This is a genomic window from Micromonospora sp. NPDC049139, assembly GCF_055586845.1.
This window is the reverse complement of record NZ_JBVJHK010000019.1, coordinates 56648-83124: the sequence shown is the minus strand read 5'-3', so window position 1 is coordinate 83124 and position 26477 is coordinate 56648. Positions and strand designations below refer to the sequence as shown.

Sequence of the window (26477 nt, the reverse complement as noted above, 5' to 3'; positions counted from 1 at the left end):
CGAGCCTATCCAGCGGCCGGGCTCAGGCGACCTCGCAGACCCACCAACCCGTCTTCTTCACCACGGTGAACCGCAGGTCCTGGTCGGCCACCTTCTCGTCGGCGGTGGTCATGGTGACCTTGGTGGTGACCGTGGCGCGGTCGCCGGTCTGGTCGTCCACCTTCGGGCTGCTCCACCGGAACCGCGGGTTCTGGTGGGCCGAGACGTACTTCTCGACCTCGGCGACCTTGGCGGCGATCTTCTCCTCGTCCCGGGACGAGGAGCAGACCAGGGCGGCCGCCCTGCCCGCGTCGCGGTCCTTGTAGACGGCGGTGAGGAACTGCTCCACGGCGACCGCCGGCTCCTTGGCGCCCTCGCCGCTCTCGGCGTTGCGCAGCGTCAGGAAGGTGACGACGCCGCCGCCGGCGCAGAGCAGCAGGATCACGGCCAGGGCGATGGCGGCGATCAGCACGCCGCGCTTCTTCTTCGTCGGTGCGGCGGGCGGCTGGTACGGCGGGTACCCGGCCGGGGGCGGCGGGACCGACGGGTCCGGGGCTGCTGCCGGCGAGGGCGGCTGGTTCGGCGGGTACCCGGCCGGGGGCGGCGGGACCGACGGGTACCCGGCCGGGGGCGGCGGGACCGACGGGTTCGGGGCTGCTGCCGGCGTGGGCGGCACGGCGGCGCCGGGAGCGGCCGGGACGTCCGGCTGGCCGGACGGCGATCCGGTGGGGCCGCCGCTGAGTGGTTGGGTCATCTCTTCCCCCGGGGTGCGACGTCGTCGCCTGCCCCGGCGACGAGTGTGATCGAGCTGGCGGCGAGCCGGCGAGCGCCCGTCCGACGGGAAGGGTAGCGGTCGGTCGGCCGGTTTCGTGGGGCGGCAGGTGGGGGCTCGTTCCTGACCAGGGATGTGTCGCATATGTGACTCGGCGTGACCGGGCGTGCGCGTCCTGTTGGCGGGACTCTTCCTCCGGTCCTACGTTCTCACCGGCGCGGGGGGAAGGTCGGGCACCGGGGCCCGGCCCGCAAGGCGATGACGTGACCAGGTACGACGTCCGGAGGCAAGGCATGCGCGACGTGGACAAGATCCCCCGAGCACAGTTCCCGGCGGGTGACCGGGCCTGGCGGACCGGGGCCGGTTCCTCCGGCGAGACCGAGGGCGTGGCCGGCGGCCTGCCGATCAACGAGCGGTCGTACCGGCGGTTCGCCCCGCCCGTCGAGGCGGTGCGCACGGCCGGCCGGCCCGGCGGGCGCGGCCGGGACGAGGAGGAGCCCGGGTACGTCATCCACCTGCCGATCCGGGTCGCCGACCTGGCGGCGGCCACCGCGCTGGCCGGCACCGTCGCCACGTCACTGAGCTTCCTGCCCGAACTGGACGCGGGCGAGACGACCGTGTCCACCGCGGACGACCAGAACAACCGGCACCGGGTCTTCTGCGACCTGCTGCTGCCGGACCGGTCCCGCTGCCCGCAGCCGTACGAGCACAGTGGCCCCTGCGGGGAAGTGCCCACCGCCCCGGAGCAGCGTCCCGCGCCCCGACCGTCCGCCGGACCGTAGGCTGTGCGTCGAAGAGTCGTACTCCATCAGAGGGAGCCCTCCACCGATGCAGAAGTGGGAATACGCCACGGTCCCGCTGCTGGTCCACGCGACCAAGCAGATCCTCGACAACTGGGGTGAGGACGGGTGGGAACTCGTCTCCGTGGTTCCCGGCCCGAACCCGGAGCAGCTCGTCGCCTACCTGAAGCGGCCGAAGGCATGAGCGAGCGGAGCGAGCGAATCATCGGGATCAGCGTGTCGGTGCCTCGGGGCGCCGCCGAGCGGAGCGAGGTGGCGGCATGAGCAACGGTCCGCACGGGAAGCTCGCCGAGCTCGGGCACACGCTGCCCGAGGTGGTCCCGCCCGTGGCCAGCTACGTGCCGGCCGTGCAGTCCGGGCAGCACGTCTACGTCTCCGGGCAGCTGCCGATGGCGGAGGGGAAGCTGCTCGCCACCGGCAAGGTCGGCGCCGGCGTCTCCGCCGAGCAGGCGAAGGACCTGGCCGAGCGGTGCGCGCTCAACGCGCTGGCCGCGATCGACTCGCTGGTCGGCCTGGAGAACGTCGTCAAGGTCGTCAAGGTGACCGGCTTCGTCGCCGCCGCCCCCGGCTTCACCGCCGTTCCCGGCGTGATCAATGGCGCCTCCGACCTGTTCGGCGCGGTATTCGGTGAGGCCGGCCGCCACGCCCGCGCCGCCGTCGGCGTCGCCGAACTCCCCCTCGACGCCCCGGTCGAGGTCGAGGTCATCGTCGAGGTCGCCTGACCCGCGCCCACCCCGCGATCTTGCACTGACCGCCCCGGCAAAAGCCGTGAAGTGGGACGTATCCCGGGCGGAAACTGCAAGATCGCGGGGAGTGGCGGCGGGGGCCGTACGATCGCAGCCATGACCGGGCACTTCACCGCGCCGGCAGCGGCGCTCGCCGACCAGCTGCCGGGTTGGGTGACGCTGCTGCGTGCCCCGAACCCGGGGCCGATGACGCTCGACGGCACCAACACCTGGCTGCTGCGCGCCCCCGGCCAGGAGCACGCCGTCGTCGTCGACCCGGGCCCGGCCGACGAGGAGCACCTGGCCGCGATCGCCGCGCGGGGGCCGATCGGGTTGGTGCTGATCACCCACGGCCACCCGGACCACACCGAGGGCTCGCCCCGCCTGCGCGACCTGCTCGACGGGGTGCCCGTGCGCGCGGCCGACCCGGCGCACACCCTCGGCGGGGAGCCGCTGGCCACGCCCGGCGACGGCCTCGGCGGCCCCGGCCTGGACATCCGGCTCGTGCCGACCCCCGGCCACACCGGCGACTCGGTCTGCTTCGTCGTCGCGCACGGCGACGAGCGGGTCGTGCTCACCGGTGACACCATCCTGGGCCGGGGCACCACCGTGGTCGCCCACCCCGACGGGCACCTCGGGGACTACCTGGCCAGCCTGGAGCTGCTCTCGACGTACCGGGGGATCCCGGCGCTGCCGGGGCACGGCCCGGCGCTGGCCGACTGCGCCGCCGCCGCGGAGTTCTACCTCGCCCACCGCCGGGCCCGGCTCGACCAGGTCCGGGCGGCGGTCGCCGAGGGGGCCACCACCGCCGCGGAGGTGGTCGCGAAGGTCTACGCGGACGTCGACCGGTCGCTGTGGTGGGCGGCCGAGTGGTCGGTGCGGGCCCAACTGGAACACCTCGGGCGGGAATCCGGCGCGGGCGCCGCGGGGTTGGAGCAAGCGTGACCTGCCCGGTGTGCGGAACCGTAGCCGTCCCCGGCGCCCGGTTCTGCCACAACTGCGGGGCCGCCCTGCCGGCCGCCGCGACGCTGCCGGCCGCCGAGCGCCGCGTCGTCACCGTGCTCTTCGGCGACCTGTCGGACTTCACCTCCTGGTCCGAGGACCTCGACCCGGAACGGGTCGGCGCGGTCACCGACCGGGTGCTCGCCGCCCTGGCCGGCGCGGTCAAGACCTTCGGCGGGCACGTCGACAAGCTCACCGGCGACGGGATCATGGCGGTCTTCGGCGCGCCGGTGGCGCACGAGGACGACGCCGAGCGGGCGGTCCGCGCCGCGCTGTCCATGCAGCGGGCGGTCCGCCGGGTGCTCGACGACGAGCGGGGCGGCGGCGCGCCGCTCGGCCTGCGGGTCGGGCTGAACACCGGCGACGTGATCGCCGGCATCCAGGCCGCGATCGAGTACACGGTCATCGGCGACACCGTGAACACCGCCGCCCGGCTGGCCGACGCCGCCGCCGTCGGCGCGGTCTACGCCGGGGCCCGCACCTCCGCCGCCACCCGGCACGTCGCCTCCTGGCGCGCGCTGCGACCGCTGCGGCTCAAGGGCAAGCGCGAGCCGGTCGAGGCGTACGAGCTGCTGGGCCTCCTGGACGCGCCGGGCACCCGGTCCGGCCTCGGTGACGAGGCCCCGTTCGTCGGCCGGGAGACCGAGATCGGCCGGGTCGCCGGCCGGCTGGCCGAGGTGATCGACCGCGGCGAGCCCCGGGTGCTCCTGATGACCGCCGAGGCGGGGCTCGGCAAGTCCCGGTTCGCCGCCGAGGTGGAACGCCTCGCCGCCGGCTACGACGTGGGCGCCGGCCGGTACGCCGCGCACACCGGCGCCCGGGTGCTGTCGGTGCGCTGCGCCGCGTTCGGCGAGCGGCGCCGGCTCGCGCCCCTGGCCGACCTGGTCCGGGCGGCGGTCGGCCTGCCCAACGACGCCGCCACCGCGCTGACCCGCCCGGCCGTCGAGGAGCGGCTGCGCCGGCTCAACCAGCGGCTCGGCCGTGCGGGTGGCGACCCGGCCCCGGTCGCCACCGACCAGTTGATGGCCCTGCTCGGCTACGCCGAACTGCCCGGCGGCGGCCCGGCCGACCAGGGCGAGTGGACCAACCCCCAGCAGCCCGCCGACGCCGACGCCGTGCCGAACGCCGTCGCGGACCTGCTCAGCGCCCTCGCCGCGGAGGCGCCCCTGGTGGTCGTCGTCGACGACCTGCACGACGCGACCGCGGAGACCATCCGGGCGCTCGGGCTCGCCCTCTCCCGGCTCGCCGGCCCGGCGCTGGTGCTGCTGCTCGGCCGGCCCGAGCTGGTACGCACCGCCGGCGCGCTGACCCGGGTGTCGGAGGCCGAGGTGCACGCGCTGCCGCCGCTGCGCGGCGCCGACGCGGCCCGGCTGCTCACCAGCTATCTCGGCGGGGGCAGGCTGCCGCAGGCCGACACCGACCGGCTGCTCGCCACCGCCCAGGGCAACCCGTTCTACCTGGCCGAGCTGGTCACCCTGCTGATGGAGCGGGGCGCCCTGACCGCCGTCGCCGACCGGAACGCCCCGAGCCCGGGGGCCTGGCGGCTGGTGCCCGGCTCGCTCGGCAGCCGCCTGCTCTCCCGCGACCTGGCCGCGGTGCTCGCCGCGCGTATCGACGCGCTGCCCGTCGACGCCCGCTCGGTGCTGCGGGACGCGGCCGTGGTCGGCGACACCGTGCCGGCCGGGGCGCTGGAGGCGCTGCGCGAGCAGCGGGCCGGCCGGGACGGCCGCCCGGCGGCGGTGGTCGCCGTCGAGCTGGAGCGGGCCGTCGAGGAGCTGCTGCAACGCCGGATGCTGCACCGCACCCGCACCGGGTACGCCTTCGCCACCCCGCTGATGCGGGAGGCCGCGTACGCCGGGGTGAGCAAGGCCGAGCTGGCCGAGCGGCACGCGGCGCTGGCCCGCTGGGCCGCGACCGACCCGCCCGCAGGGGCGGGCGCGCCGGGCGGCTTCACCGGGGCGGCCCGGGACGTCTTCGTGGCCCAGCACGTGGAGCGGGCCGCCGCGCTGGCCGACGCGGTCGGGCTGCGGCCGGACGCCCCGGCGCGGACCGTCGTCCCGCTGGGCGTCGCCGCGCTCGGCGGGGCCGCCCGCCGGTCGCTGCAGGCGGGCGAGCCCGCGCTCGCCGTGGAGTACGCCGAACGCGCCGCCGAGCTGGCCCGCGACGGGGTGCCGGCGGCCGACCGGGTGGTGCACGCCCGGGCGCTGCTCCAGATCGGCCGGCCCGCCGACGCGCTCGCCTCCGCCGAGAAGATCGCGGCCAACGCCGGCGACGAGTCGGCCGTCCGGGCCAGCGCGCTGCTGCTCGCCGGGCAGGCCCACCAGACCATGGGCGACCAGGCGCGGTCGGCGGCCTGCTGGCAGGAGGCGTTGCAGGTGGCCACCGACGGCGGCCTGCCGACCCTGCGTGCCTCGGCGATGCGCCGCCTCGGCATGGCCGACTTCATCGCCGGGCGGCTGGGGCAGGCGAGCAGCCGGCTCGCCGCCTCGTACCAGGTGAGCCGCCAGGCGCAGGACCGCCGGGGGCAGGCGTGGTCGTTGCAGAACCTGGCCTGGGTCACCACCACCCGGGGCGACTTCGCCGGGACCGACGCGGTGCTCGGCCGGGCCGCCCGCCTCTTCGCCGAGCTGAAGGACCCGTACGGGCGGGCGTGGCTGCGGGGCACCACCGCGTTCGCCCGGCTGCTGGCGGGCCGGCTGCGGGAGGCGTGCCGGATGGCGCGGGTCTTCCTGCCGTTCGGCGAGCGGGTCGGCGAGGCGTGGGCGGTGGGCACGCTGCGGGCGGTGGAGGCGTACGCGACCGCCGAGCTGGGCGAGCTGGGCGAGGCGGACCGGGGGGCCCGCCGCGCGTACCGGGAGTTCGCCGCCGCCTCCGACGACTGGGGGCAGGGCTTCGCGCTGGTCGTCCGGGGGGTGGTGGCGCGCGGGCTGGGCGAGCCGGAACACGCCGCCGACCTGCTCACCGACGCGCTGCGGTACGCCCACCGGACGTCGCACCCGCTGCTCACCGGCATGGCCGGCACGCTGCGGGGGTTCGTGGCGCTGGACATGGGCGACTACGACACGGCTGAACGCGCCGCCCGCTCGGTGCTGACCGCCGTCGAGCCGCACAACCCGCAGGCGCCCGCCCAGGTGGCGCCCCGGGTGCTGCTGGCCACCGCCCGGCTGGCCGCGGGCGACTCCGCCACCGCGGTCGGGCTGCTCGCCCCGGTCGCCACCGTCGCCGCGACCGTGCCCTCGCTGCTCTTCTCCCGCCGCCAGACGATGGCCCGGTACGCCGCCGCGCTGCTCGCCCACGGCCAGCGCGAGCAGGCGCTGGACTGGGCCCGGCGGGCGGTCGCCGCCCCGGCGGAGGACGTGCGCAGCCAGGTGGTCGGCGCGATGGTGCTCGCCGAGGCGCTGGCCGCGTGCGGCCGGCCGGCGGAGGCGCTGGCCGCCGCCGAGGAGGCGGTGCGCCTGGCGTACGGGACCGAGCAGCGCAGCGAGCGCGCCGCCGCCGACGCCCTCCGCGCCCGCCTCGCCACCGGCTGACCCCTGGCCGGCTCGGCGGGGCCCCGGCCCGGGCAGGTCTGGCGGTTCCGGTGATGTGGCATGTCGGGGGTGGCCGCTAGCGTGTCAGGCCGGAGGGGCGGTCCGATGTCGACCGCGCCGGGTCTGGGAGGGGCCGGGATGAGGTTGCCGCGTTCGGCCGCGGGATGGACGATCGCGGTCTTCGGCGTGCTGGCCCTGCTCATGGGCGTGGTCGGGCTGCTCTGGCCCGAGGCGCTGCTGCGCCTGCTCGGCTTCGAGGTGCCGGCGACCCGCGCGGCCGGCGACCACACCGGCACCTTTCTCCTGGCCTCCTCGATGGCCTCGTTCAACATGGGGGTCTACTACCTGCTCGCCACCGCGACCGAGTGGCGGCCGTTCTACCGCTTCACGGTGGTGTTCCGGCTGGTCACGTTCACCGTGTTCACCATCGCGGTGCTGGCGGACATCGCGCCCGGCCGGTTCTTCGGGGTGGCCGCCTGGGAGGGCCTGGGCGCGGTGGCGACCGCCGCCGGGCTCTGGTGGGACGCACGGCGCGCGGGCCCGGTGGCCGGCGGGGGCGGGAGCGGTCTTTCCGCTGGTGCCGCCCCGGCCCCCGACGCGGTGCACTGAGCAGCCCGTCCGGTTGGGTATTTTCTAGAACTGTGACCGCGACCCCGCCCGGTGCCCTGCCGTTGCCCATTGTGCCCGGTCTGACCGATTTGAGGGTCTTCGCCCGGGGAGGCTACGCGACCATCTACAAGGCGACCCAGATCTCGGTGGGGCGCGAGGTCGCGGTCAAGGTGGAGAATCGCACCCTGGACAGCGAACGGGACCAGGCCCGGTTCCTGCGCGAGGCGCGGGCCGCCGGGCGGATGTCGTCCCACCCGCACGTGGTGGACCTCTTCGACGTCGGGGTCACGGTCGACCAGCACCCCTACCTGATCATGGAGCTCTGCGACGGCTCGTACGCGGAGCGGATGCGGACGTCGCCGCTCGGGCCGGCCGAGGCCCGCGACCTCGGCGTCAAGATCGCCGACGCGGTCGCCCACTCGCACGCGGCCGGCGTGCTGCACCGCGACGTCAAGCCGGCGAACATCCTCTACTCGCACTTCAACTCGGCCGTGCTGGCCGACTTCGGGCTGGCCGTGGTGGCCGAGATGCGTGACGCCTCGGTCGCCCTGGAGGTGCTCACCCCGGCGTACGCGCCGCCGGAGATGTTCAACCACGCGCCGCCATCTCCCGCCGTCGACGTCTACGCCCTCTGCGCGACCCTCTACGCGGTCATGCACGGGCGCCCACCGCGCTGGCAGTCCGAGCGCAATCCCAGCCTGGTGACGGTGCTGGAGATGTTCCACCAGCCGGTCCCCGGCCTGCCCGGCGTGCCCGACGAGCTGATCGACGTGCTCCGGGTCGGCATGTCCAACGACCCGGGGGAGCGCCCGTCGGCCGTCGAGCTGCGCGACCTGCTGGTCGGCCTGCCGCTCGACCCGGCCGGCCCGCCGGTCGGCGGCGCACCGGCGCCGGGCTCCCCGGTCAGCGGCGGTCCCGCCGCCTCCGGCCCGTACACCGCCGGCCGCACGACCCGGCCCGCGCCCCGGCCACCGGTGGAGGACATGCACCCGACGGTGCCCACCTCCGACCGGCGGCGTCGGCGGCGCTGGTTCCTCGGCGGCGCCGGGATGGTCGCGCTGGCCGCCTCGGCCAGCGCCGGCGCCTGGCTCGCCGGCCCGGCGGCCACCCCGGCCCCGTCCCCGACGGCCGACGTGGCCGCGACGAGCGGGGTGCTGCCCGCCTGCGCCGCGGCCACCGGGTTGCCCGACGGGGCGGGCTGCGCCGACGAGCTGGAGTGCTTCGGGCCGATGGAGGTGCGCGGCGCGCGGGCCAGGGCGGCCCGGGTGTCCTGCGACGGCGACCACACCTGGGAGAGCTACGCCGAGGGCAGGCTCCCCGACACCCTGGTCGGCGCGGACCACACCCGGGTCAGCGAGGCCCCGGCGGTGCGCCGGGTCTGCAACGAGACCACCTTCCGGCTCACCAGCGGGATGGGCCACGCCGACGGCTGGAACCTGGAGGTGCTGCCCCCGACGGTCGACGCCGACCGGACGTACCGCTGCCTGGCCGGGCGCGGGCTGGACGCGCTCGCGTCACCCACCCTCACCGGTCGCTGAGCCGCGCCCCCGGTGGCGCTCCCGCATCGCGCGGACCGCCTCCCGGCCGTCCAGCGTCTCCAGCGTGTCGGCGTCGATGCCGTACAGGCCGCCCGCCGGCTGCCCAGGGACGGTCGGCGTGACCGCCGGTCGCCGCCCGCCCTCCTGGCGGGCCGCCGCCACCGACACCGCCGCGATCATCACCATCAGGACGCAGAGCAGCGCCAGGGCCACTCCGAGGAGATCCTGACGACCACGCACGACCAGCGCCGCCAGCAGCGAGACCGCAGCCAGCGCCGCGACGACCGCCTTCGTCCGCGCGTCGGGTCTGGGAAACCTCACCCGTCCAGCATGTCCACCCGGGGGCCGCTGTCAACCGGAGACGCCACCGCCGGTGCGATGATCTCCGGTGCAGGTCGTTTCCCGGAGAGAGGAGCGCCGGTGTCCCGGTTCTGCCGAATCGTCGCCGCCGTGCTGGTGTCGGGCGCGCTGGCCGCCTGCGGGCCCGACCGTCCACCCGAGACGGTGACCGGGCCGACGCCGACCGCCGGGGGCACCACCACGCCCGAGGCGTCGTCCCCGGGCGGCGGTGGGTTCGCCAGCGTGGACCAGGCGGTGGCCCGCCACCTCTCGGCCGCCTCCGGGGCCCGCTACGTGGGGCAGTGCGCGCAGGCGAAACCCGACCCGGACGCGGTCTGTGCGATCAAGGTGGCCACTGTGGACGGTGGCGACGTCTACGGCGTGGGAGCCCCGTCCAGCGAGGTCGTCGGCTTCCTGCTGCTCCGTGAGGGGCCCGACGGCTGGCGGGTGGTGGACGACCACGTGCCGGGCGAGCCGGACGCGTCCACGCCCGCCTGGATGGCCGGCATCGACTAGCCGGACCTGCCGGGCGGCTGGGCCAGGTGCGGTCGGGCCGGCCGCTGCGGTTGGGCCCGCCGGTGCGGTCGGGCCCGGTCCGTGGGAGTTGTGGCCGTCCGCCGGGTCGGGCGAGAACAGCGTCGGTCGCCGGGAACTCGTTACACCGGTTCGACGGATTGTCGGATATGCGGCCCCTCTTCGGGCGGTATTCATCGCCCGCGATCCCTAGAGTGCGAAGGGTCGGGCCTCGCCCCGACCCGTCCTGTCGTCCACCGGAAGGGTCCACATGCCACGACGAACCCGGTCCCTCGCCGCCGCCGGTATCGCCGGCGTCATCCTCGCCGGATCGGCGGTCGCGCCCGCCGCCGCCGCACCGTCCCCGACCGGCTGGGGTCGCCCGGCCACGTCCGACCGGACCAGCCCCGAGGAGGCACGCCGGGTCGACCGGGTGCCCACGCCCGACCTGGACTGGTACGCCTGCTACGACTACGCCGAGTGCGCCACCGTCCGGCTCCCGTTGGACTACGACCGGCCGAACGGCCCGACGACCGAGATCGCCGTGCTGCGGGTGAAGGCCCGCGACCAGCAGCGCAGGATCGGCAGCCTCTTCCTGAACCCGGGCGGCCCCGGCGGCTCCGGCACCGACGTCGCGCTCGCCGCGCCGTACTTCCTCGGTGACGAGGTGCTCGACCGGTTCGACATCGTCGGCGTGGATCCGCGCGGCGTCGGCGCGAGCGAGCAGGTCAGGTGCTTCCCGTCGGTCAAGGAGCAGACCCGGGCCTACGCCGGGCTCAACGTGGCGTTCCCGTGGACGCGGGCCGAGGAGAAGGCGTACGTCGCGTCGTCGAAGGCCGTCGGGAAGGGCTGCTCCAGCACGGGCCGGCCGCTCACCGGCGCGATGTCGACCGCCGAGGTCGCCCGGGACATGGACGTGCTGCGCCGCGCCGTCGGCGACCCGAAGCTGACCTACCTCGGCTTCAGCTACGGCAGCGCGCTCGGCCAGTACTACGCCAACATGTTCCCGGACCGGGTCCGTGCCCTGGCCATCGACGGGGTGCTCGACGCGGACGCCTGGGTCGGCCGGGGCAGGGCGCGCACGCTGTCGCAGGAGGACCGGCTGCGCAGCGCGCAGGGCGCGTACAAGGCGCTGCGGGAGATCCTGGTGCGCTGCGACAGGGCCGGCGCGGAGGTCTGCCCGCTGGCCCAGGGCGACCCCCTCGCGTCGTTCGAGCTGGTGGCGCAGCGGCTGCGGGCCAAGCCGCTGGTGATCGAGGATCCCGACCTGGGCCTCGTCCGCGTCAGCTACGCCGACTTCGTCTCCGCCACCCTGGGCGCGCTCTACAGCCCCGCCGGCTACGACCAGGTCGTCGGCCTCACCGCCGAGCTGCTGGTGCTCACCGACCCGGCGTCGGGCGCGACCGCCCGCCAGCAGGCGCGCGCCGACGTGGTCCGGCGCGCCGCCACGGCCCGCGAGCAGGCCCGCCGGTACGACTTCCCGTACGACAACGGGCTGGAGACGTTCCTCGGGGTGGACTGCACCGACGCCTACCACCCGGCGGACGCCGCCTCGTTCCCGGCGCTGGCGGCGAAGGCCGACAGGCGGGACCCGTACTTCGGGCGGCTGTGGACCTGGGGCAGCTCGCCCTGCGCCCGGCAGACGTGGACGGTGCGGGACGAGGACGCCTACCTGGGCCCGTTCAACCGGCGCACCGCCGCGCCGGTGCTGGTGGTCGGCAACTACTGGGACCCGTCGACCAACTACCGGGGCGCGGTCGGCGCGGCCAGGCTGTTGCCGAACAGCCGCCTGCTGAGCAGCGACAGCTGGGGGCACACCGCGTACGGGACCTCGGCCTGCGTGACCGGCGCGGTGGACGCCTACCTGGTCCGGGGCACGCTGCCGGCGAAGGGCACGGTCTGCACGGGCGACGTCCAGCCGTTCGCCGAGCCGCCCCAGAACCCGGGGGCGACGCGGCGGGCGGAGTCGTCGAAGAGTGCCCTCGCGGCCGAGGGCGCGCCGGGCCGGGGCGAGCCGAAGCGGCTCCCGCCGGTGGTCGCGCCGCTGCCGGCGGTCGGTTCGCTGACCATCCGCTGAGGACCCGGGGTACGGCGGGCGATCGGGCGCCCGCCGTACCCCGGCCCCACCGTCAGTACGACTTGTCCTGGCCGAGGACGTGCTGGGCGACGAAGTTGAGGATCATCTCCCGGCTGACCGGGGCGATTCGGCCGGCCCGCACCGCGCCGAGCAGCGTCGCCACCCCGTACTCGGTGGTCATGCCGGCCCCGCCGTGCACCTGGACGGCGGTGTCGACGGCCAGCGCCGCCGCCTCCCCGGCCGCGTACTTGGCCATGTTGCCGGCCACCCCGGCCTCCAGGTCCCGGCCGGCGTCGTAGAGGGTGGCCGCCTTGTAGATCATCAGCCGGGCCAGCTCGACCTGCACGGCCGCGTGCGCCAACGGGTGCGCGACGCCCTGGTGCGAGCCGATGCTCCGGCCGCCCCAGACCTTGCGGGCGGCGGTGTACTCCGAGGCCCGCTCGATGGCGTACCGGCCGGTGCCGGCGCCCATCGCGGCGACCGTGATCCGCTCCGGGTTGAGCCCGGCGAACAACGCCGGCAGGCCGGCGTCCAGGGACTCGCCGACCAGCGCGTCGGCGGGCACCCGCACGTCGTCGAGGTAGAGCAGGAACTGGTTCTCCGGGGACACGATCTCCATGTCCAGCTTGGACCGGGTCAGCCCCGGCGCGTCGGTCGGCACCATGAACAGCGCCGGTTTCAGTTTCTGCGGAGCCGCGTCCCCTGCGCCGGCTTGGCCGTCTTCGACAGCGACCCGCGCCACCACCAGCACGTACGACGCCTCGTCGACGCCGGAGACGTAGCACTTGCGGCCGGAGACCAACCAGTCGTCGCCGTCGCGGCGGGCCACCGTGCCCAGCCGGTGGAAGTTCGACCCGGCCTCCGGCTCGGTGATCGCGAAGACCACCTTCAGCGAGCCGTCGGCGAAGCCGGGCAGGTAGCGCCTGCGCTGCTCCTCGGTGCCGTGCCTGGCGATCACCGTGGCGGCGATGGCGGGGGAGACCACGAGCAGCAGCAGCGGGCAGCCGGCCGCCGCCAGCTCCTCGCAGACGATGGCCAGCTCGGTGATCCCGCCCCCGCCGCCGCCGTACCCGGTGGGCACGTTGACCCCCAGGTAGCCCAGCCGGCCGGCCTCGTCCCACAGCTCGGTGGTGTGCTGGCCGGCCTTGGCCCGGGTGACGAAGTAGTCGTGGCCGTACCGCCGGCCCAGCGCGCGGACCGCGTCGCGGAGTTGCTCCTGCTCGGGGGTGAGGTCGAAGTTCATCGCGGGGCCCTCCAGGATCACTCGGGGTCGACCACGGCCAGCACGGTGCCCGTGTCGACCTGCCCGCCGGCGGGCACCGGCAGCTCGGCGACCACACCGTCGGTCGGGGCGAGCACGGGATGTTCGAGCTTCATCGCTTCCAGGGTCAGCAGCAGGTCGCCGGCCGCCACCCGCTGGCCGACCTCGGCGTGCACCCGGGTCACCGCGCCGGGCAGCGGCGCGACCAGCGACCCGGCCGCCAGCTCCGTGGTGGGCTCCGGGAAGCGCGGCAGCTCGGCCAGGCCCGCCGCCCCGTCCGGGCCGTCCACGAAGACCGCCGACCCGGCCCGGCGTACGCGGTAGGCCCGCCGCACGCCGTCGACGTCGAGCACCACCCGGTCGGGGGCGGCCTCGACCAGGCTCACCACCGGCGTCGGCCCGTCTGCCGGGGCCGACCCGTTCGACGCCGGCCCGCCTGACGGGGCCGCTCCGTCCGGGGTCGGCCCACCGGCGCGGGCGGTGGAGCCGGTGCCCGGCGACACCGACCACTCGGCGAGGCCGCCCGAGCGGTCCAGGCGGTAGCGGACCTCGATCTCGCCGTCCGGGCCGGTGAAGCGGGTGAACTGCGGGAACGCCGGCACGTTGCGCCAGCCCGAGGGGAGCCCGGCCAGCACCGGAGCCGAGGCGCAGCGGGCGGCGGCCGAGGCGAGGGCCGCCGCCAGCGCGACCAGGGGGAGCTGATCGGCGGGCAACAGCGGCGCGAAGACCTCGGGGTGCCGGTCCAGGAAACCGGTGTCGACGTCGACGGCGGCGAACTCCCGGCTGCGCAGGACACGGACCAGCAGGTCCCGGTTGGTGACCACCCCGTGCAACTCGGCGCGGGCCAGCGCGCCGGCCAGCGCCCGGGCCGCCTCGGCGCGGGTGGGCGCCCAGGCGATCACCTTGGCGAGCATCGAGTCGTAGTGGACGCCCACCACGGAGCCGTCGACCACGCCCGAGTCCAGCCGCAGGCCCGGCCCGGCCAGCGGCCCGAACTCGGCCGCCACGCCGGGCAGGGCGAGCCGGTGCAGGGTGCCGGTCGCCGGCCGGTACCCCTGTGCGGGGTCCTCGGCGCAGAGGCGTACCTCGATCGCGTGGCCCTGTGCCGGCGGGGTCGCCGCCACCGGCAGCGGCTCGCCCTCGGCGACGAGCAGTTGCAGCCGGACCAGGTCCAGGCCGGTGGTCAGCTCGGTGACCGGGTGCTCGACCTGGAGGCGGGTGTTCATCTCCAGGAAGTAGATCTCCCCGTCGGGCGCGAGCAGGAACTCGACCGTGCCGGCGCCGACGTAGTCGACCGCCCGGCCGGCGGCCGTCGCCGCCTCGTGCAGCCGCTGCCGCACCTCGGCGGGAACGACTCCGGGGGCCTCCTCGACGATCTTCTGGTGGCGGCGCTGGATCGAGCAGTCCCGCACGCCGAGGGCGACCACCGTTCCGTGCGTGTCGCCGAAGATCTGCACCTCGACGTGCCGGCCCCGCTCGACGTACCGCTCGATGAAGACCGTGCCGTCGCCGAACGCCGCCGCCGCCTCGCGGCGCGCGGAGGCGACGGCCTCGGCCAGCGCGGCGGGGTCGCGGACGACGCGCATGCCGCGCCCGCCGCCGCCGGCCGACGCCTTGACCAGCACCGGGAAGTCCGCGATCTCGTCGGCGTCGGTCCAGGTCGGCAGCATCGGCACGCCCGCCTCGGCGAGCAGGGCCTTGGCCGCCACCTTGTCGCCCATGGCGGCGATCGCCTTGGCCGGCGGACCGACCCAGGTCAGCCCCGCGTCGGTCACCGCCGTGGCGAACCCGGCACTCTCGGCGAGGAAGCCGTAGCCGGGGTGGACCGCGTCCGCACCGGCCTTCCGGGCCGCGTCGAGGATCAGGTCCGTCCGCAGGTACGTCTCGGCGGGCGTGTTCCCGGGCAGCCGGACGGCGTGGTCGGCCTCGGCGACGAACGGCGCGTCGGCGTCGGCGTCGGAGTGCACGGCCACCGTCCCGATGCCGAGCGCCCGGCAGGTGGCGAAGACCCGGCGGGCGATCTCGCCCCGGTTGGCCACGAGGAGTCGGGTGATCATGAGCGCGCTCCCTACATCCGGAAGACGCCGAAGCCGTCGGCGCCCCGCACCGGTGCGTTGTGGATCGCCGACAGGCAGAGCCCGAGGACGGTACGGGTGTCCCGGGGGTCGATCACCCCGTCGTCGTAGAGCCGGCCGGAGAGGAAGAGCGCGCCGGACTGGGACTCGATCTGCTGCTCGACCATCATCCGCATCGCGGCGTCGGACTCCTCGTCGTAGTCCCGGCCCCGGGCGGCGGCGGCCTGCCGGGCCACGATGGACAGCACGCCGGCGAGCTGCGCCGGACCCATCACGGCCGACCTGGCGTTCGGCCAGGTGAACAGGAACCGTGGCTCGTACGCCCGGCCGCACATGCCGTAGTTGCCGGCGCCGTAGGAGGCGCCGAGGTTCACCGTCAGGTGCGGCACGGTCGAGTTCGACACCGCGTTGATCATCAGGGCGCCATGCTTGATGATGCCGCGCTGCTCGTACTCGGTGCCCACCATGTAGCCGGTGGTGTTCTGGAGGAAGACCAGCGGGGTGTCGGCGGCGTTGGCGAGCTGGATGAACTGCGCCGCCTTCTGCGCCTCCTCGCTGAACAGCACGCCCCGCGCGTTGGCCAGCACCCCGACCGGCCACCCGTGCAGCTCGCCCCAGCCTGTGACCAGGGCGGTGCCGTAGTTGGGTTTGAACTCGTCGAAGGCGCTGTCGTCGAGCACCCGGGCCAGCACCTCGCGCGGGTCGAACGGCACCTTCAGGTCGGCGCTGGCGATGCCGAGCAGCTCCTCCGGGTCGTACCTCGGGGGCGGCGGGAACGGGTTGCGCGGCGGTGGCCCCTGCTTGCGCCAGTTGAGCCGGCGTACGCACTGCCGGGCCAGCCGGATGCCGTCCCGCTCGTCGGCGGCGAGGAAGTCGGCCAGGCCGGACGTGCTGGCGTGCATGGCCGCCCCGCCGAGGGACTCGTCGTCGGTGACCTCGCCGGTGGCCATCTTCACCAGCGGCGGCCCGGCCAGGTAGACCTGCGACCGGTCCCGGATCATGATCACGTGGTCGGACATCCCCGGGACGTACGCGCCCCCGGCGGTGGCGTTGCCGAAGACCACGCTGACCGTGGGGATCTTCGCCGCCGAGAGCCGGGTCAGGTCGCGGAACACCCGGCCGCCCGGGATGAAGATCTCCGCCTGGGTGGGCAGGTCGGCGCCGGCCGACTCGACCAGGTTCACCATCGGCAGCCGGTTGGCCAGGGCGATCTCGCCGGCCCGGCGGGTCTTGGCCAGCGACCACGGGTTCACCGCGCCGCCGCGTACCGTCGGGTCGTTCGCGACGACGAGGCACTCGACGCCCTCGACCACCCCGATGCCGGTCACCACGCTCGCCCCGACGGGGAAGTCGGTGCCGTACGCCGCCACCGGGGACAGCTCCAGGAACGGGCTGTCCCGGTCGAGCAGCAGCTCGATCCGCTCCCGGGGCAGCAGCTTGCCCCGCCGGTGGTGGCGGGTCACGTACTTCTCCCCGCCGCCGGCCCGGGCCTGGTCGAGAGCGGCCTCCAGCTCGGCGAGGCGCTCCAGCAGGGCCGCCCGGTTGGCCCGGTAGTCGGGCGAGGACGGGTCGACCGCGCTCCGCAGCGTCGTCACAGAGCCTCCCTCACAGGCCCATGCCCTTCGCGATGATCTCGTTCATGATCTCGGTGGTGCCGCCGCCGATGCCGAGGATCCGCGAGTCCCGGTAGTGCCGCTCCACCTCGGCGTCGCGCAGGTAGCCGTAGCCGCCGTGCAGCTGGAGCGCCTGGTCGACCACCTCGGCGCAGGCCGCCACGGCGACGTTCTTCGCCATCGCCACCTCGGTCACCACCGGCTCGCCGGCCGCCACCCGCGCCGCCACCTGGTGCACGTACGCCCGCGCCGCCTCGCTGCGGGTGTGCATCTCGGCCAGCCGGTGCCGGACGAGCTGCCGGCTCGCCAGGGGACGGCCGAACGTGGACCGGTCCCGGCACCAGCGGGCGGCCAGCTCGACGCAGCGCTGCGCGGTCGCGTACGCCTGGGTCGCCAGCGACAGCCGCTCGCTGGCGAAGTTCTGCATGATCGCCAGGAAGGCGGTGTCCTCGGGGCCGATCCGGTTGGCGACCGGCACCCGCACGTCCACGAAGGACAACTCGGCCGTGTCCGAGCAGTGCCAGCCCAGCTTCTCCAGCCGCCGGCCCACGGTGAAGCCCGGGGTGCCCTTCTCGATCACCAGCAGGCTGAGCGACCCGGATCCGGGGAAGTCGGTGCAGACGGCGGTGGTCACGAAGTCGGAGCGGACCCCGCTGGTGATGTAGGTCTTCGACCCGCTGACCACGTAGTGGTCGCCGTCCCGCCGTGCGCAGGTGCGGACGGCCGCCACGTCCGAGCCGCCGTCCGGCTCGGTGATCGCCAGCGCGCCGATCATCGTCCCGGCCAGCGTCGGCCGGACGTACCGGTCGATCAGCTCGCCGTCACCGGAGGCCACCATGTGCGGCAGCGCGATGCCGTGGGTGAACAGCGCGGCGATCAGCCCGGACGAGCCGCCGGAGCGGATCACCTCCTCGGTGACGATGATCGAGTCGAGCAGGTCGCCGCCGCTGCCGCCGACCGCCTCCGGGAAACCGACGCCGAGCAGGCCGATCTTCGCGGCCGTCTCGTGCAGCGAGCGGGGCACCTCGCCGGCCCGCTCCCAGTCGTCGAGGTGCGGCAGCACCTCCCGCGTGACGAAGGCCCTGGTCAGCTCCCGGAGCTGCCGCCGTTCCGGGGTGTCGACGATGGTCACGGCTCCTCCTGGGTGGTGGTCGTGCCGGCCGCCCCGGGCGCGAGGTCCGCCGGCAGGTCGACGACCCGGGAGCGGATCAGCTCGCCGAGCGCCTTGGCCTGCGGGTCGAACCGGGTGGAGGCGGCCACCCCCTGCCCGAGCAGCCCCCGGACGACGAAGTTGACCGCCCGCAGGTTCGGCAGCTCGTACCGCTCCACGGCCAGCGGGGCGGTCTCCGGCAGCAGCTCGCGCAGGCGGGCCTCGGTGAGCCAGCCGCGCAGCCACGACCACGTCGCGTCGGTGCGGGCCCAGACGCCGAGGTTGGCGTCGCCGCCCTTGTCGCCGGAGCGGGCCCCGACCAACTCGCCGAGCGGCGCGCGCCGGGCCGGTCGGTCGGCGGGCGCGACGGGCCGCCCCGGGCCGGCCCCGCGTCGGTCACCGGCCGCTGCCGGGTCGGCCGACAGGGGCGGGGGTGAGGTGCGGCTGGGTCGTTCCGGGTCGACGGCGGGCGGGCCGGCGTTCATGTGGTCGGCGACGGGCGCCGGCCCGTCGGGCGCGCCGACGGTGCGGGGCGGCGGCGGGACGGGCAGCCGCTCCCCGGAGGGCAGCACCGCGACGTGCGGCACCGCGTCCTGCGGCACGGTGTCGGCGGTGAACACCCCGTAGGGCGTCGCTTCGCCGGGCAGCGTCGTCAGCGTGCAGCCCGGGTAGGAGGCCAGGGCCAGTTCCACCGCGGCCGCCGAGAAGGCCCGCCCGGCCCGCGCCCTGTCGCCGTCCCGCAGGTGTACGTGCAGCAGCGCGCTGGCCGCCTCGGTGTCGGTGGCGTCGGGGTGGTCGGTGCGGGCCAGGGTGAACTCCAGCCCCTCCGTGCCGACCGCCTCCTTGATCTGGCCCCGGACCAGGGCCGCCTTGGCGGGGATGTCGAGCCCGCAGAGGACGAAGGTCATCGAGTTGCGGAAGCCGCCGAGGTTGTTGACGCCCACCTTCAGGGTGTCCGGCGGTGGGGCGCCCCGGACGCCGCTCACCCGCACCCGGTCCGGCCCGGCGGCGCTCAGCTCGACCGTGTCGAGCCGGGCCACGACGTCCGGCCCGAGGTAGGCCGGCCCGCCGACCTCGTACAGCAGTTGGGCGGTGACGGTCTCCACGGTGACGGCGCCGCCGGTGCCGGGGTGCTTGGTGATCACGCAGGAGCCGTCCGGGTGCAGCTCCGCGATCGGGAAGCCGGGGCGGTGCCCGCCGTCGGGCAGCTCGGTGAAGAAGCTGTAGTTCCCCCCGGTCACCTGCGCCCCGCACTCGACGAGGTGGCCGGCGACGGTCGCCCCGGCCAGCGCGTCCAGGTCGTCGCGCCCCCAGCCGAACCGGGCGATGGCCGGCCCGACCACCAGGGACGCGTCGGTGACCCGGCCCGTGACCACCACGTCGGCCCCGCCGTCCAGGCAGGTGGCGATGCCGTACGCCCCGAGGTAGGCGTTGGCCGTCAGCGCTTCCGGGCGCGGGAGGGCGTCGCCCTCGACGTGGCCGACGCGCACGGTCAGGCCGAGCCGGTCGGCGAGCGACCCGATCGCGGCGGCCAGGCCGGCCGGGTTCAGCCCGCCGGCGTTGGTGACGATCCGCACGCCCCGGTCCAGGGCGGTGCCGAGGCACCCCTCGAGTTGGCGGAGGAAGGTCTTCGCGTAGCCGAGGGACGGGTCACGCAGCCGGTCGCGGCCGAGGATCAGCATGGTCAGTTCGGCCAGGTAGTCGCCGGTCAGCACGTCGAGTTCGCCGCCGTCGAGCATCTCCCGCCACGCGCTGAACCGGTCCCCGTAGAAGCCGGAGGCGTTGCCGACGCGTAGCACTCCGCTCATGCCGGCACCACCGCCGTGCCCGTGCCCGTGCCGGCCGGCGCGCCGGTGCCGGTGCCGGCCGGCGCGCCCGTGCCGGCCGCCGCGCCCGCGTCGGTGCCCGTCGCGCCGGCTCCCTCGGCCCTTGACGGGCGGCCGGGGCCGGGCGGGCCGGCGAAGGCCTGCGCGACGTCCAGCCACTCGTCGGCGACCGGGCCGGTCGCCGCCAGGGCCAGGTCGGCGCGGTGCCGGCGCTGGGTGACCAGCAGGCAGAAGTCGAGCGCCGGGCCGGTCACCCGGTCGGCGGCCCCGGCCGGCCCGTACGTCCAGGTGCCGCCGTCGGGCGCGGTCAGCTCGATCCGCACCGGCGCTGCCGGCACCGGCCGGCCGTGGGCGGCGAAGCTGTGGCCGAGGGTGCGGAAGCCGAGGTGCGCGACGTGCCGCAGCCGGGCCGTGGCGGGACGGACGACGCCGAGCGCGTCCGCCACGTCAGCACCGTGCGCCCACGTCTCCATGATCCGGGCGGTGGCCATCGAGGCGGGCGACATCCGGGTGCCGAACCAGGGCAGCCTCCCGCCCGCCGGCACCCCGGCCAGTGCGGCGGCGAGCGCGGCCCGGCCGGCACGCCAGCGGGGCAGCAGCTCGGTCGGTGGGGCGAGGAACTCCTCCGCGCCGGCATCGACGAGCCGCGCCGGGTCGGGAGCGGCGGCCACGGACGCGAAGAACGCCTCGGGGTCGGTGGCGGCGAGCAGCGCCACCTGGTCGGTCCAGGCGAGGTGGGCGATCTGATGGCCGATGCTCCAGCCGGGTGCCGGGGTGGGCCGCGCCCAGTCGCCTGGTGACAGGCCGTCCACCAGGCCGTCCAGCTGCTCGGCCTCGTCGGCCAGCTCCGCGAGCAGGTCCTTCAGGTCGACCATGGTGCCTCCGGTGCGGGACGGGCCGGTCAGGGCGTGAGCAGGGCGGCGAGCTGGCGCTTCCAGGTGTGCAACAGGGCGGTGCGGCGGGACGAGTCGTCGCTGAGCAGGTTGGCCACGCCCAGCCCGCGGAGCAGGTCCAGGGTCGCCTGCACCGCCTCCCGTACGCCCGGGCGGCGCTCGTCCACGTCGAGCAGCGCGACGGTGAGTCGGTGCATCTCGCGGCCGACCCGGGCCTCCAGCGGCAGCAGGGCCTCGCGCAGCTCCCGGTCGGTGCGCGCGGCGACCCACAGTTCGAGGGCGGCGACGAAGAGCGGGCCGGTGAAGGCCGCCCCGAGCAGGTCGATCACCCGGTCGAGGCGCTGCGGGCCGGGCGGCAGCGCCTCGGCTTCGCTGCGCAGCTCCTCGGCCCGGCGTTCGGTGAGGTGCGCGACGGCGGCGGTGACCAGCGCGGCCTTGGTGGGGTAGTGGTGGAGCTGGGCGCCGCGCGAGACGCCGGCGCGGGCCGCCACGACGGTGGTGGTGGTGCCGGCCCAGCCGTGCTCAACCAGGCACTCGACGGTCGCCTCCAGCAGCCGGGCCTGGGTGGCGCGGCTGCGCTCCTGTTGAGGGACGCGGGTCGATGCGGCGGGCACGGGGACAGCGTGCCGCCACCGAAACAAACAGTCAAGACTGACTTTTTCTGTGCGGCTGGCGGCTGGCGGCTGGCGGCTGGCGGCTGGCGGCCGGTGGCTGGCGGCCGGTGGCGGGCCGGTACTCGCCGGCCGGCCGGCTGGGACCGCCGCCAGGGTCTGGCCTGTCCGGCAGCTCTCGGAGCCGGGCCGACCCTGACGAGGACCAGTCCTCCGGACGCTGTCGAGCTGCCCCCACGGATGGGGCACGGCCCGCTGCCGCTGCTGTCAGCCCGCTGGCCCGCTGGCCCGCTGGCCCGCTGGCCCGCTGGCCCGCTGGCCCGCTGGCCCGCTGGCCGCTGCCCTGCTGCCCTGCTGGCCTGCTGGCCTGCTGGCCTGCTGGCCCGCTGGCCGCTGCCCTGCTGGCCTGCTGGCCGCTGGCCCGCTGTGCCGTTGGTCGCATGGATGGGGCAACTCGACAGGGAGCGACGAGGAATCCCGCAGGTCTGCGCCCGAACGTCGCGGCGCCGGGTAACTGGTACAAGGGCAAACCTGACCGACGGCGTGCCCCTGCCGGCCCGTCGGCCATGCGGCGGGTCGACGGGCCGGACTGCTCAGCGGCCGTCGCGGGGGGCGAACACCGCGAGCGCGTCGGCGTCGCTGTGGCGGGAGCGCAGGTACTCGTCCGCCCACTCGGCGGCGTCGGGGAAGGCCGACTCGGCGGCCACCCGGGCGCAGGCGGCGTCCACGTCGAAACGGGTGCGGCGCAGGTGCACCCCGGGCCCGAGCAGCGCCCAGAAGGCGCCGGGGCCGCCGTAGGGCATCCCGATGCTGCCCGGGTTGACGATCAGCCGCCGGTCGGCCAGCCGGGTGAACGGCATGTGGGTGTGTCCGCAGACCACCGTCCCCACCTCGGTCGGCACCCCGGCGAGCACCTCCGCCCAGCGCTCCATCCGGGAGTCGACGAGCACGACCTCCTCGTCGTCGCGGGGCGTGGCGTGGCAGAAGAGCACCGGACCCAGGCCGGCGACCTCCAGGGTCACCGTCAGCGGCAACGCCGCCAGCCGGGCGAGGTGGTCGGCACGGAGCTGCTCGGCGGCCCAGTTCGAGACGTCGACCGGCGACTTGCGGCCCGCGCGCGCCTCGACCAGCTCGCGGTCGGCGTTGCCGCGCACCCAGCAGACCCGGTCGCCGAGGCCGGCGAGCAGGTCGAGCACCTCGACCGGCTGTGGTCCGGCGGCGATGTCGCCGGTGAGCACGATCAGGTCGGCGGCGGCGACGTCCGGCTCGGCCAGCACGGCCTCCAGCGCGGGCAGCACCCCGTGGATGTCGGAGAGGACGGCGACCCGGTCCAGCATCGCTCCACCATGCCCACCGACCCGGCCGGAGTCCAGCGATTCTGCCACCGGCAGACCGGCAGTTGGGCAGACCGGCAGTCGGGAGCTCCGGTGGCTGCGGGCCCGAACGCGAACCGGCCCGGCCGCGGGCGTGCGGTCCGGACCGGTGTTGCCGAGGCGGCCGGGGTGGACCCGGCCCCGGCGGCGTCAGACGCGGGCGCGGCGGGCCAGGCGCTCCGGGTCGAGGATGATGATGCTCTTGCCGTCCAGGCGCAGCCACCCGCGCGAGGCGAAGTCGGCCAGCGCCTTGTTGACGGTCTCCCGGGAGGCGCCGACGAGCTGGGCGATCTCCTCCTGGGTGAGGTCGTGGGTCACCCGGAGCACGCCGCCGTCGCGGGTGCCGAAGCGGCCGGCCATCTGGAGCAGGTTCTTGGCGACGCGACCGGGCACGTCGGTGAAGATCAGGTCGGCCAGCGAGTCGTTCGTCCGCCGCAGCCGGCGGGCGAGCACCCGGAGCAGCTGCTCGGCGATCTCCGGCCGGTTGTTCAGCCACGGGCGCAGGGCCTGCTTGCGCAGCCGCACCAGCCGGGTGTCGGTGACCGCGGTGGCCGTCGCCGTACGCGGGCCGGGGTCGAAGAGCGACAGCTCGCCCACCATGTCCGACGGGCCCATCACGGCGATCAGGTTCTGCCGGCCGTCGGCCGCCCGGCGACCCACCTTGATCTTGCCGGACAGCAGGATGTAGAGACTGTCGCCGGGCTCGCCCTCGTTGAAGACGATCTCGCCCTTGCGGACCTCGAGCGTCTCCATCTCCTTGGCGAGCGCCTCGGCAGCCTCCGGGTCGACGCCCTGGAAGATCCCGCTGCGGGCCAGTACCTCGTCCATCGCGCACCTCCACCTGCGCGTGCCGTCCGTCGGCCGGGTCCGCCGTCCGCTGATCCCTCGCGCGTGGCCAGTCTAGGCGCACGTGAGCTGGAATCAGAGGTGCACCCCTGGAATCTTGATCGTTGGGCGTAACCCGCCCGACGTGATCAAGCAGTAAGATCGCGCGCCGTCCGGGCGCCGGCGGGCCGGCGGGTGCCGGGTCGTAGGGTCACCGCGTGCTGAGCGAACCCGTGCTGACCGCCCGTCGGGAGGACGGTCGGGACGTCCCGCTGCTGGTCTGGCGCGCCGACCGCCCGCTGCGCGCGGTGAGTTCCGCGCCGCTGGGCGGCGGGATCGGCGTCCGGCGCTGGGTCGTCAACGCGACCGTACCCATGTCGTACGACCGGGACGACCCGGCCGACCACCTGGCCGGACTGGCCGGCGGGCTCGACCTCGACGGGCCCGGGGTGGGCCTGCTGACCGGGGTGGACGTCGCCGAGGTGGTCGCCCGGACGGACACCGGGGTGCGGGTCTGGGCCACCGTCGGCCTGGGCACCCCGGTCTGGGCGGCCGAGCCCGCCCCGGCGGCGCCCGGCCAGCGGGTCGGCACGGTCAACATCGTGGTGTACGTCCCGGCCCGGCTCGGCGATGCCGCCCTGGTCAACGCGGTGGCGACCGCCACCGAGGCGAAGGCGCAGGCGATCGCGGAGCTGGGCGTGCCCGGCACCGGCACCCCCACCGACGCCGTCACCGTGCTCTGCCCGCTCGACGGCCCGGAGTCGGCGTACGGCGGACCGCGCTCCACCTGGGGCGCCCCGCTGGCCCGGGCCGTGCACGCCGCCGTGACGGCCGGCGGGGCGGGCACCGTGGTCCCGTGGTCCGATCGGCCGACTGGCTGAACATCCGTCCGATCGGGTCTCGTCCCGGCGTTGCATACCCGATAGGGTCGCGCTCGATGTACTCTGCCGCCTCCCCTCCGCCCCGCCGGGTCGCGCTCGCCCTGGGCGCGCTGCTCACCGTCCTGCTCGCCGCCGGCTGCGGCCAGCCCGGGTCCGGGGGCGACCCCGTCTGGCAGCCCGGCGCGGGTGCCGGCGGCACCGGCGCCCCGGTCCGCTCCAGCCAGCCCGCACAGCCCGCAGAGCAGGCGATCTCGCTCTCCGCGACCGGCGACATCATCATGGGCAACGCGCCGAACCGGCTGCCCGCCAACGGTGGCAAGGGCTTCTTCGACTCCGTCGAGAAGGCGCTCGCCGCCGACCTGGTGATGGGCAACCTGGAGGAGCCGCTCACCGTCGACACCGGCACCGGCAAGTGCGGCCCGAATTCGACCCGCTGCTTCCAGTTCCGGGCCCCGCCGGACTACGCGGCCCACCTGCGCGACGCCGGCTTCGACCTGCTCAACCAGGCCAACAACCACGGCTACGACTTCGGCCCGAAGGGCTACGAGAACACCCAGAAGGCGCTGGAGAAGCACGACCTCGCGCACACCGGGGCGCCCGACCAGATCACCGTGGTCGACGTCAAGGGGGTCAAGGTCGCGGTCGCCGGCTTCTCGTCGTACGTCTGGTCCAACAGCCTCACCGACATCGCCGAGGCGAAGCAGGTGATCACCAAGGCGGCCGGTCAGGCCGACGTGGTCGTGGTGCAGGTGCACATGGGCGGCGAGGGGGCCGACAAGACCCGGGTGCGGCCGGGCACCGAGATGTTCCTCGGCGAGAACCGGGGCGACCCCGTCAAGTTCTCCAAGGCGATGATCGACGCCGGGGCGGACCTGATCGTCGGGCACGGCCCGCACGTGCTGCGCGGCATGGAGTTCTACAAGGGCCGGCTGATCGCGTACAGCCTGGGCAACTTCGCCGGCGGGGGCAACTCGCTGAGCAACGCCGGCCGGCTCGGCTGGGGCGGGGTGCTCAAGGTGTCGCTGAAGCCGGACGGCAGCTGGGCCGGGGGCTCGTTCGTCTCGACGTACATGAACTCCGCCGGCAAGCCGACGATGGACGGCGACGACCGCGGCCTGGGCCTCGTGAAGCAGCTCACCCGCAGCGACTTCCCGGAGACCGGCGCCCGGTTCGACGACTCCGGGGCGATCAGCCCGCCGCAGGGCGGCTGACCGGGCGGCGCGGCGCGTGGCCCCGGCGTCCGGTCACACCGGCGACGTAGGCTGGCCGGCGTGACCACCAGCTCCTCCGGCTCCACCGAGACCGACCTCGGGCGTACGCGCCGCGCCCGGCGGATCGGCCGGGCGCTGACCGAGACCCACCCCGACGCGCACTGTGAACTCGACCACTCCAGCCCCCTGGAGTTGGCCGTCGCGACGATCCTCTCCGCGCAGTGCACGGACAAGAAGGTCAACGAGGTCACCCCGAAGCTCTTCGCCCGTTACCCGACCGCCGCCGACTACGCCGGGGCGGACCGGACGGAGATGGAGGAGCTGATCCGGCCCACCGGCTTCTACCGCAACAAGACGGACTCCCTGATCAAGCTCGGTCAGGCCCTCGTCGAGCGGTACGACGGCCGGGTCCCCGGCAAGCTCGTCGACCTGGTGACGCTGCCCGGCATCGGCCGCAAGACCGCCAACGTCATCCTCGGCAACGCCTTCGGTGTGCCCGGGATCACCGTCGACACCCACTTCGGGCGGCTGGTGCAGCGCTGGCGGCTGACCGCCGAGACCGACCCGGTGAAGATCGAGCACGCGATCGGGGCGCTCTTCCCCCGGCGGGACTGGACGATGCTGTCGCACCGGGTGATCTTCCACGGCCGGCGGGTCTGCCACGCCCGCAAGCCGGCCTGCGGCGCGTGCACGCTGGCGAAGCTCTGCCCGTCGTACGGCACCGGGCCGACCGAGCCGGCGGCGGCCGCGCGGCTGCTCAAGGGCCCCCGCGCCCGGGACCTGGCGGTGGCCGCCGGGGTCGACCCGGAGCTGGTGCCCGTCCAGGCCGTCGTGGCGGAGGCACCGTGAGTGCGAGGAGTGAGCCGGTGTTGCG

22 protein-coding genes and 1 pseudogene are annotated in these 26477 nt (G+C 75.5%); 12 read left to right on the top strand and 11 right to left on the bottom strand.

Annotated elements, in window-relative coordinates; all coding sequences use genetic code 11:
• Nucleotides 1-22 precede the first annotated feature (22 nt).
• On the bottom strand, nt 23-733 hold the full coding sequence (locus ACZ6Q9_RS26940; protein ID WP_396830102.1) for an Rv0361 family membrane protein: 711 nt from the start codon (nt 731-733) through the stop codon (nt 23-25).
• Between the two features lie 311 nt (nt 734-1044).
• Here ACZ6Q9_RS26940 and ACZ6Q9_RS26935 point away from each other — a divergent pair, with 311 nt between their 5' ends.
• The 7 genes from ACZ6Q9_RS26935 to ACZ6Q9_RS26905 all read left to right on the top strand — a co-directional run bounded on the left by ACZ6Q9_RS26935 (nt 1045) and on the right by ACZ6Q9_RS26905 (nt 8955).
• The gene (locus ACZ6Q9_RS26935) at nt 1045-1533 is read left to right on the top strand and encodes a hypothetical protein (protein WP_393268584.1); all 489 of its coding nucleotides are present in this window, start codon (nt 1045-1047) and stop codon (nt 1531-1533) included.
• Between the two features lie 46 nt (nt 1534-1579).
• Nucleotides 1580-1735 carry a DUF4177 domain-containing protein gene (locus ACZ6Q9_RS26930; protein ID WP_013736319.1) on the top strand — a complete coding sequence of 52 codons (156 nt, stop codon included), beginning with the start codon at nt 1580-1582 and terminating at the stop codon, nt 1733-1735.
• A 76-nt stretch (nt 1736-1811) separates the two neighbouring features.
• Nucleotides 1812-2273: a RidA family protein gene (locus tag ACZ6Q9_RS26925; protein ID WP_393268440.1), complete on the top strand. Its 462-nt coding sequence runs from the start codon at nt 1812-1814 to the stop codon at nt 2271-2273.
• Between the two features lie 120 nt (nt 2274-2393).
• Nucleotides 2394-3221 carry an MBL fold metallo-hydrolase gene (locus ACZ6Q9_RS26920; protein ID WP_396830103.1) on the top strand — a complete coding sequence of 276 codons (828 nt, stop codon included), beginning with the start codon at nt 2394-2396 and terminating at the stop codon, nt 3219-3221.
• A complete protein-coding gene (locus ACZ6Q9_RS26915) occupies nt 3218-6808 on the top strand; it encodes an adenylate/guanylate cyclase domain-containing protein (protein ID WP_393268436.1) in 3591 nt (1196 codons plus the stop codon). Before ACZ6Q9_RS26920 ends, ACZ6Q9_RS26915 begins: the two co-directional genes overlap by 4 nt.
• 138 nt (nt 6809-6946) lie before the next feature.
• Nucleotides 6947-7417, top strand: a complete 471-nt coding sequence (locus tag ACZ6Q9_RS26910) for a hypothetical protein (protein ID WP_357456439.1) — start codon at nt 6947-6949, stop codon at nt 7415-7417.
• Nucleotides 7418-7449: 32 nt separating this feature from the next.
• Entirely contained in the window at nt 7450-8955 is a 1506-nt protein-coding gene (locus ACZ6Q9_RS26905) for a protein kinase domain-containing protein (RefSeq protein WP_393268433.1), read from the top strand.
• Here ACZ6Q9_RS26905 and ACZ6Q9_RS26900 read toward each other — a convergent pair.
• Entirely contained in the window at nt 8932-9276 is a 345-nt protein-coding gene (locus tag ACZ6Q9_RS26900) for a hypothetical protein (RefSeq protein ID WP_393268431.1), read from the bottom strand. The genes ACZ6Q9_RS26905 and ACZ6Q9_RS26900 overlap by 24 nt on opposite strands.
• A 99-nt stretch (nt 9277-9375) precedes the next feature.
• On the opposite strand from ACZ6Q9_RS26900, the gene ACZ6Q9_RS26895 reads away from it, so the two are divergent.
• On the top strand, nt 9376-9810 hold the full coding sequence (locus ACZ6Q9_RS26895) for a hypothetical protein (protein WP_393268430.1): 435 nt from the start codon (nt 9376-9378) through the stop codon (nt 9808-9810).
• Nucleotides 9811-10078: 268 nt separating this feature from the next.
• Nucleotides 10079-11884, top strand: a complete 1806-nt coding sequence (locus ACZ6Q9_RS26890; protein ID WP_396830104.1) for an alpha/beta hydrolase — start codon at nt 10079-10081, stop codon at nt 11882-11884.
• 52 nt (nt 11885-11936) lie between these two features.
• Here ACZ6Q9_RS26890 and ACZ6Q9_RS26885 read toward each other — a convergent pair whose 3' ends face one another.
• The 9 genes and pseudogenes from ACZ6Q9_RS26885 to ACZ6Q9_RS26845 form a co-directional block, all read right to left on the bottom strand.
• Nucleotides 11937-13127, bottom strand: coding sequence for an acyl-CoA dehydrogenase family protein (locus ACZ6Q9_RS26885; RefSeq protein ID WP_393268427.1), 1191 nt, complete (start codon nt 13125-13127; stop codon nt 11937-11939).
• Nucleotides 13128-13144: 17 nt separating this feature from the next.
• Complete coding sequence (locus ACZ6Q9_RS26880) at nt 13145-15202, bottom strand: ATP-binding protein (RefSeq protein WP_396830105.1); 2058 nt, start codon at nt 15200-15202, stop codon at nt 13145-13147.
• A gap of 11 nt (nt 15203-15213) precedes the next feature.
• Nucleotides 15214-16815, bottom strand: a complete 1602-nt coding sequence (locus ACZ6Q9_RS26875) for an acyl-CoA carboxylase subunit beta (protein ID WP_396830106.1) — start codon at nt 16813-16815, stop codon at nt 15214-15216.
• Between the two features lie 10 nt (nt 16816-16825).
• Nucleotides 16826-17965 (bottom strand): acyl-CoA dehydrogenase family protein, encoded by a 1140-nt coding sequence (locus tag ACZ6Q9_RS26870; protein WP_393457977.1) that lies wholly within the window; start codon nt 17963-17965, stop codon nt 16826-16828.
• Nucleotides 17962-19791: an acyclic terpene utilization AtuA family protein gene (locus ACZ6Q9_RS26865; RefSeq protein WP_396830107.1), complete on the bottom strand. Its 1830-nt coding sequence runs from the start codon at nt 19789-19791 to the stop codon at nt 17962-17964. The genes ACZ6Q9_RS26870 and ACZ6Q9_RS26865 overlap by 4 nt, the downstream gene beginning before the upstream one ends.
• A gap of 113 nt (nt 19792-19904) precedes the next feature.
• A pseudogene (locus tag ACZ6Q9_RS26860) lies at nt 19905-20684 on the bottom strand (TIGR03084 family metal-binding protein); the annotation flags it as partial.
• Between the two features lie 26 nt (nt 20685-20710).
• Nucleotides 20711-21316, bottom strand: coding sequence for a TetR/AcrR family transcriptional regulator (locus ACZ6Q9_RS26855; RefSeq protein WP_393268417.1), 606 nt, complete (start codon nt 21314-21316; stop codon nt 20711-20713).
• 590 nt (nt 21317-21906) lie between these two features.
• Nucleotides 21907-22650, bottom strand: coding sequence for a metallophosphoesterase family protein (locus ACZ6Q9_RS26850; protein WP_393457988.1), 744 nt, complete (start codon nt 22648-22650; stop codon nt 21907-21909).
• A 186-nt stretch (nt 22651-22836) separates the two neighbouring features.
• Nucleotides 22837-23514 (bottom strand): Crp/Fnr family transcriptional regulator, encoded by a 678-nt coding sequence (locus ACZ6Q9_RS26845; RefSeq protein WP_089003062.1) that lies wholly within the window; start codon nt 23512-23514, stop codon nt 22837-22839.
• Nucleotides 23515-23729: 215 nt separating this feature from the next.
• On the opposite strand from ACZ6Q9_RS26845, the gene ACZ6Q9_RS26840 reads away from it, so the two are divergent.
• From ACZ6Q9_RS26840 to nth, 3 genes are read left to right on the top strand one after another with little or no spacing between them, the layout of a single operon-like run.
• On the top strand, nt 23730-24392 hold the full coding sequence (locus ACZ6Q9_RS26840; RefSeq protein ID WP_393268415.1) for an adenosylcobinamide amidohydrolase: 663 nt from the start codon (nt 23730-23732) through the stop codon (nt 24390-24392).
• 56 nt (nt 24393-24448) lie between these two features.
• On the top strand, nt 24449-25603 hold the full coding sequence (locus ACZ6Q9_RS26835; protein ID WP_396830108.1) for a CapA family protein: 1155 nt from the start codon (nt 24449-24451) through the stop codon (nt 25601-25603).
• 60 nt (nt 25604-25663) lie between these two features.
• A complete protein-coding gene (gene nth / locus ACZ6Q9_RS26830) occupies nt 25664-26452 on the top strand; it encodes an endonuclease III (RefSeq protein ID WP_393268410.1) in 789 nt (262 codons plus the stop codon).
• Nucleotides 26453-26477: the final 25 nt, after the last annotated feature.

What these genes read in the sequence shown, in the direction of transcription:
- ACZ6Q9_RS26890 (WP_396830104.1), top strand. Translation starts at nt 10,079, where the DNA reads ATGCCACGACGAACCCGGTCCCTCGCCGCCGCCGGTATCGCCGGCGTC.
- ACZ6Q9_RS26925 (WP_393268440.1), top strand. Translation starts at nt 1,812, where the DNA reads ATGAGCAACGGTCCGCACGGGAAGCTCGCCGAGCTCGGGCACACGCTG.
- ACZ6Q9_RS26930 (WP_013736319.1), top strand. Translation starts at nt 1,580, where the DNA reads ATGCAGAAGTGGGAATACGCCACGGTCCCGCTGCTGGTCCACGCGACC.
- ACZ6Q9_RS26885 (WP_393268427.1), bottom strand. Translation starts at nt 13,127, where the DNA reads ATGAACTTCGACCTCACCCCCGAGCAGGAGCAACTCCGCGACGCGGTC.
- ACZ6Q9_RS26835 (WP_396830108.1), top strand. Translation starts at nt 24,449, where the DNA reads ATGTACTCTGCCGCCTCCCCTCCGCCCCGCCGGGTCGCGCTCGCCCTG.
- ACZ6Q9_RS26850 (WP_393457988.1), bottom strand. Translation starts at nt 22,650, where the DNA reads ATGCTGGACCGGGTCGCCGTCCTCTCCGACATCCACGGGGTGCTGCCC.
- ACZ6Q9_RS26880 (WP_396830105.1), bottom strand. Translation starts at nt 15,202, where the DNA reads ATGATCACCCGACTCCTCGTGGCCAACCGGGGCGAGATCGCCCGCCGG.
- ACZ6Q9_RS26920 (WP_396830103.1), top strand. Translation starts at nt 2,394, where the DNA reads ATGACCGGGCACTTCACCGCGCCGGCAGCGGCGCTCGCCGACCAGCTG.
- ACZ6Q9_RS26940 (WP_396830102.1), bottom strand. Translation starts at nt 733, where the DNA reads ATGACCCAACCACTCAGCGGCGGCCCCACCGGATCGCCGTCCGGCCAG.
- ACZ6Q9_RS26865 (WP_396830107.1), bottom strand. Translation starts at nt 19,791, where the DNA reads ATGAGCGGAGTGCTACGCGTCGGCAACGCCTCCGGCTTCTACGGGGAC.
- ACZ6Q9_RS26935 (WP_393268584.1), top strand. Translation starts at nt 1,045, where the DNA reads ATGCGCGACGTGGACAAGATCCCCCGAGCACAGTTCCCGGCGGGTGAC.
- ACZ6Q9_RS26845 (WP_089003062.1), bottom strand. Translation starts at nt 23,514, where the DNA reads ATGGACGAGGTACTGGCCCGCAGCGGGATCTTCCAGGGCGTCGACCCG.
- ACZ6Q9_RS26910 (WP_357456439.1), top strand. Translation starts at nt 6,947, where the DNA reads ATGAGGTTGCCGCGTTCGGCCGCGGGATGGACGATCGCGGTCTTCGGC.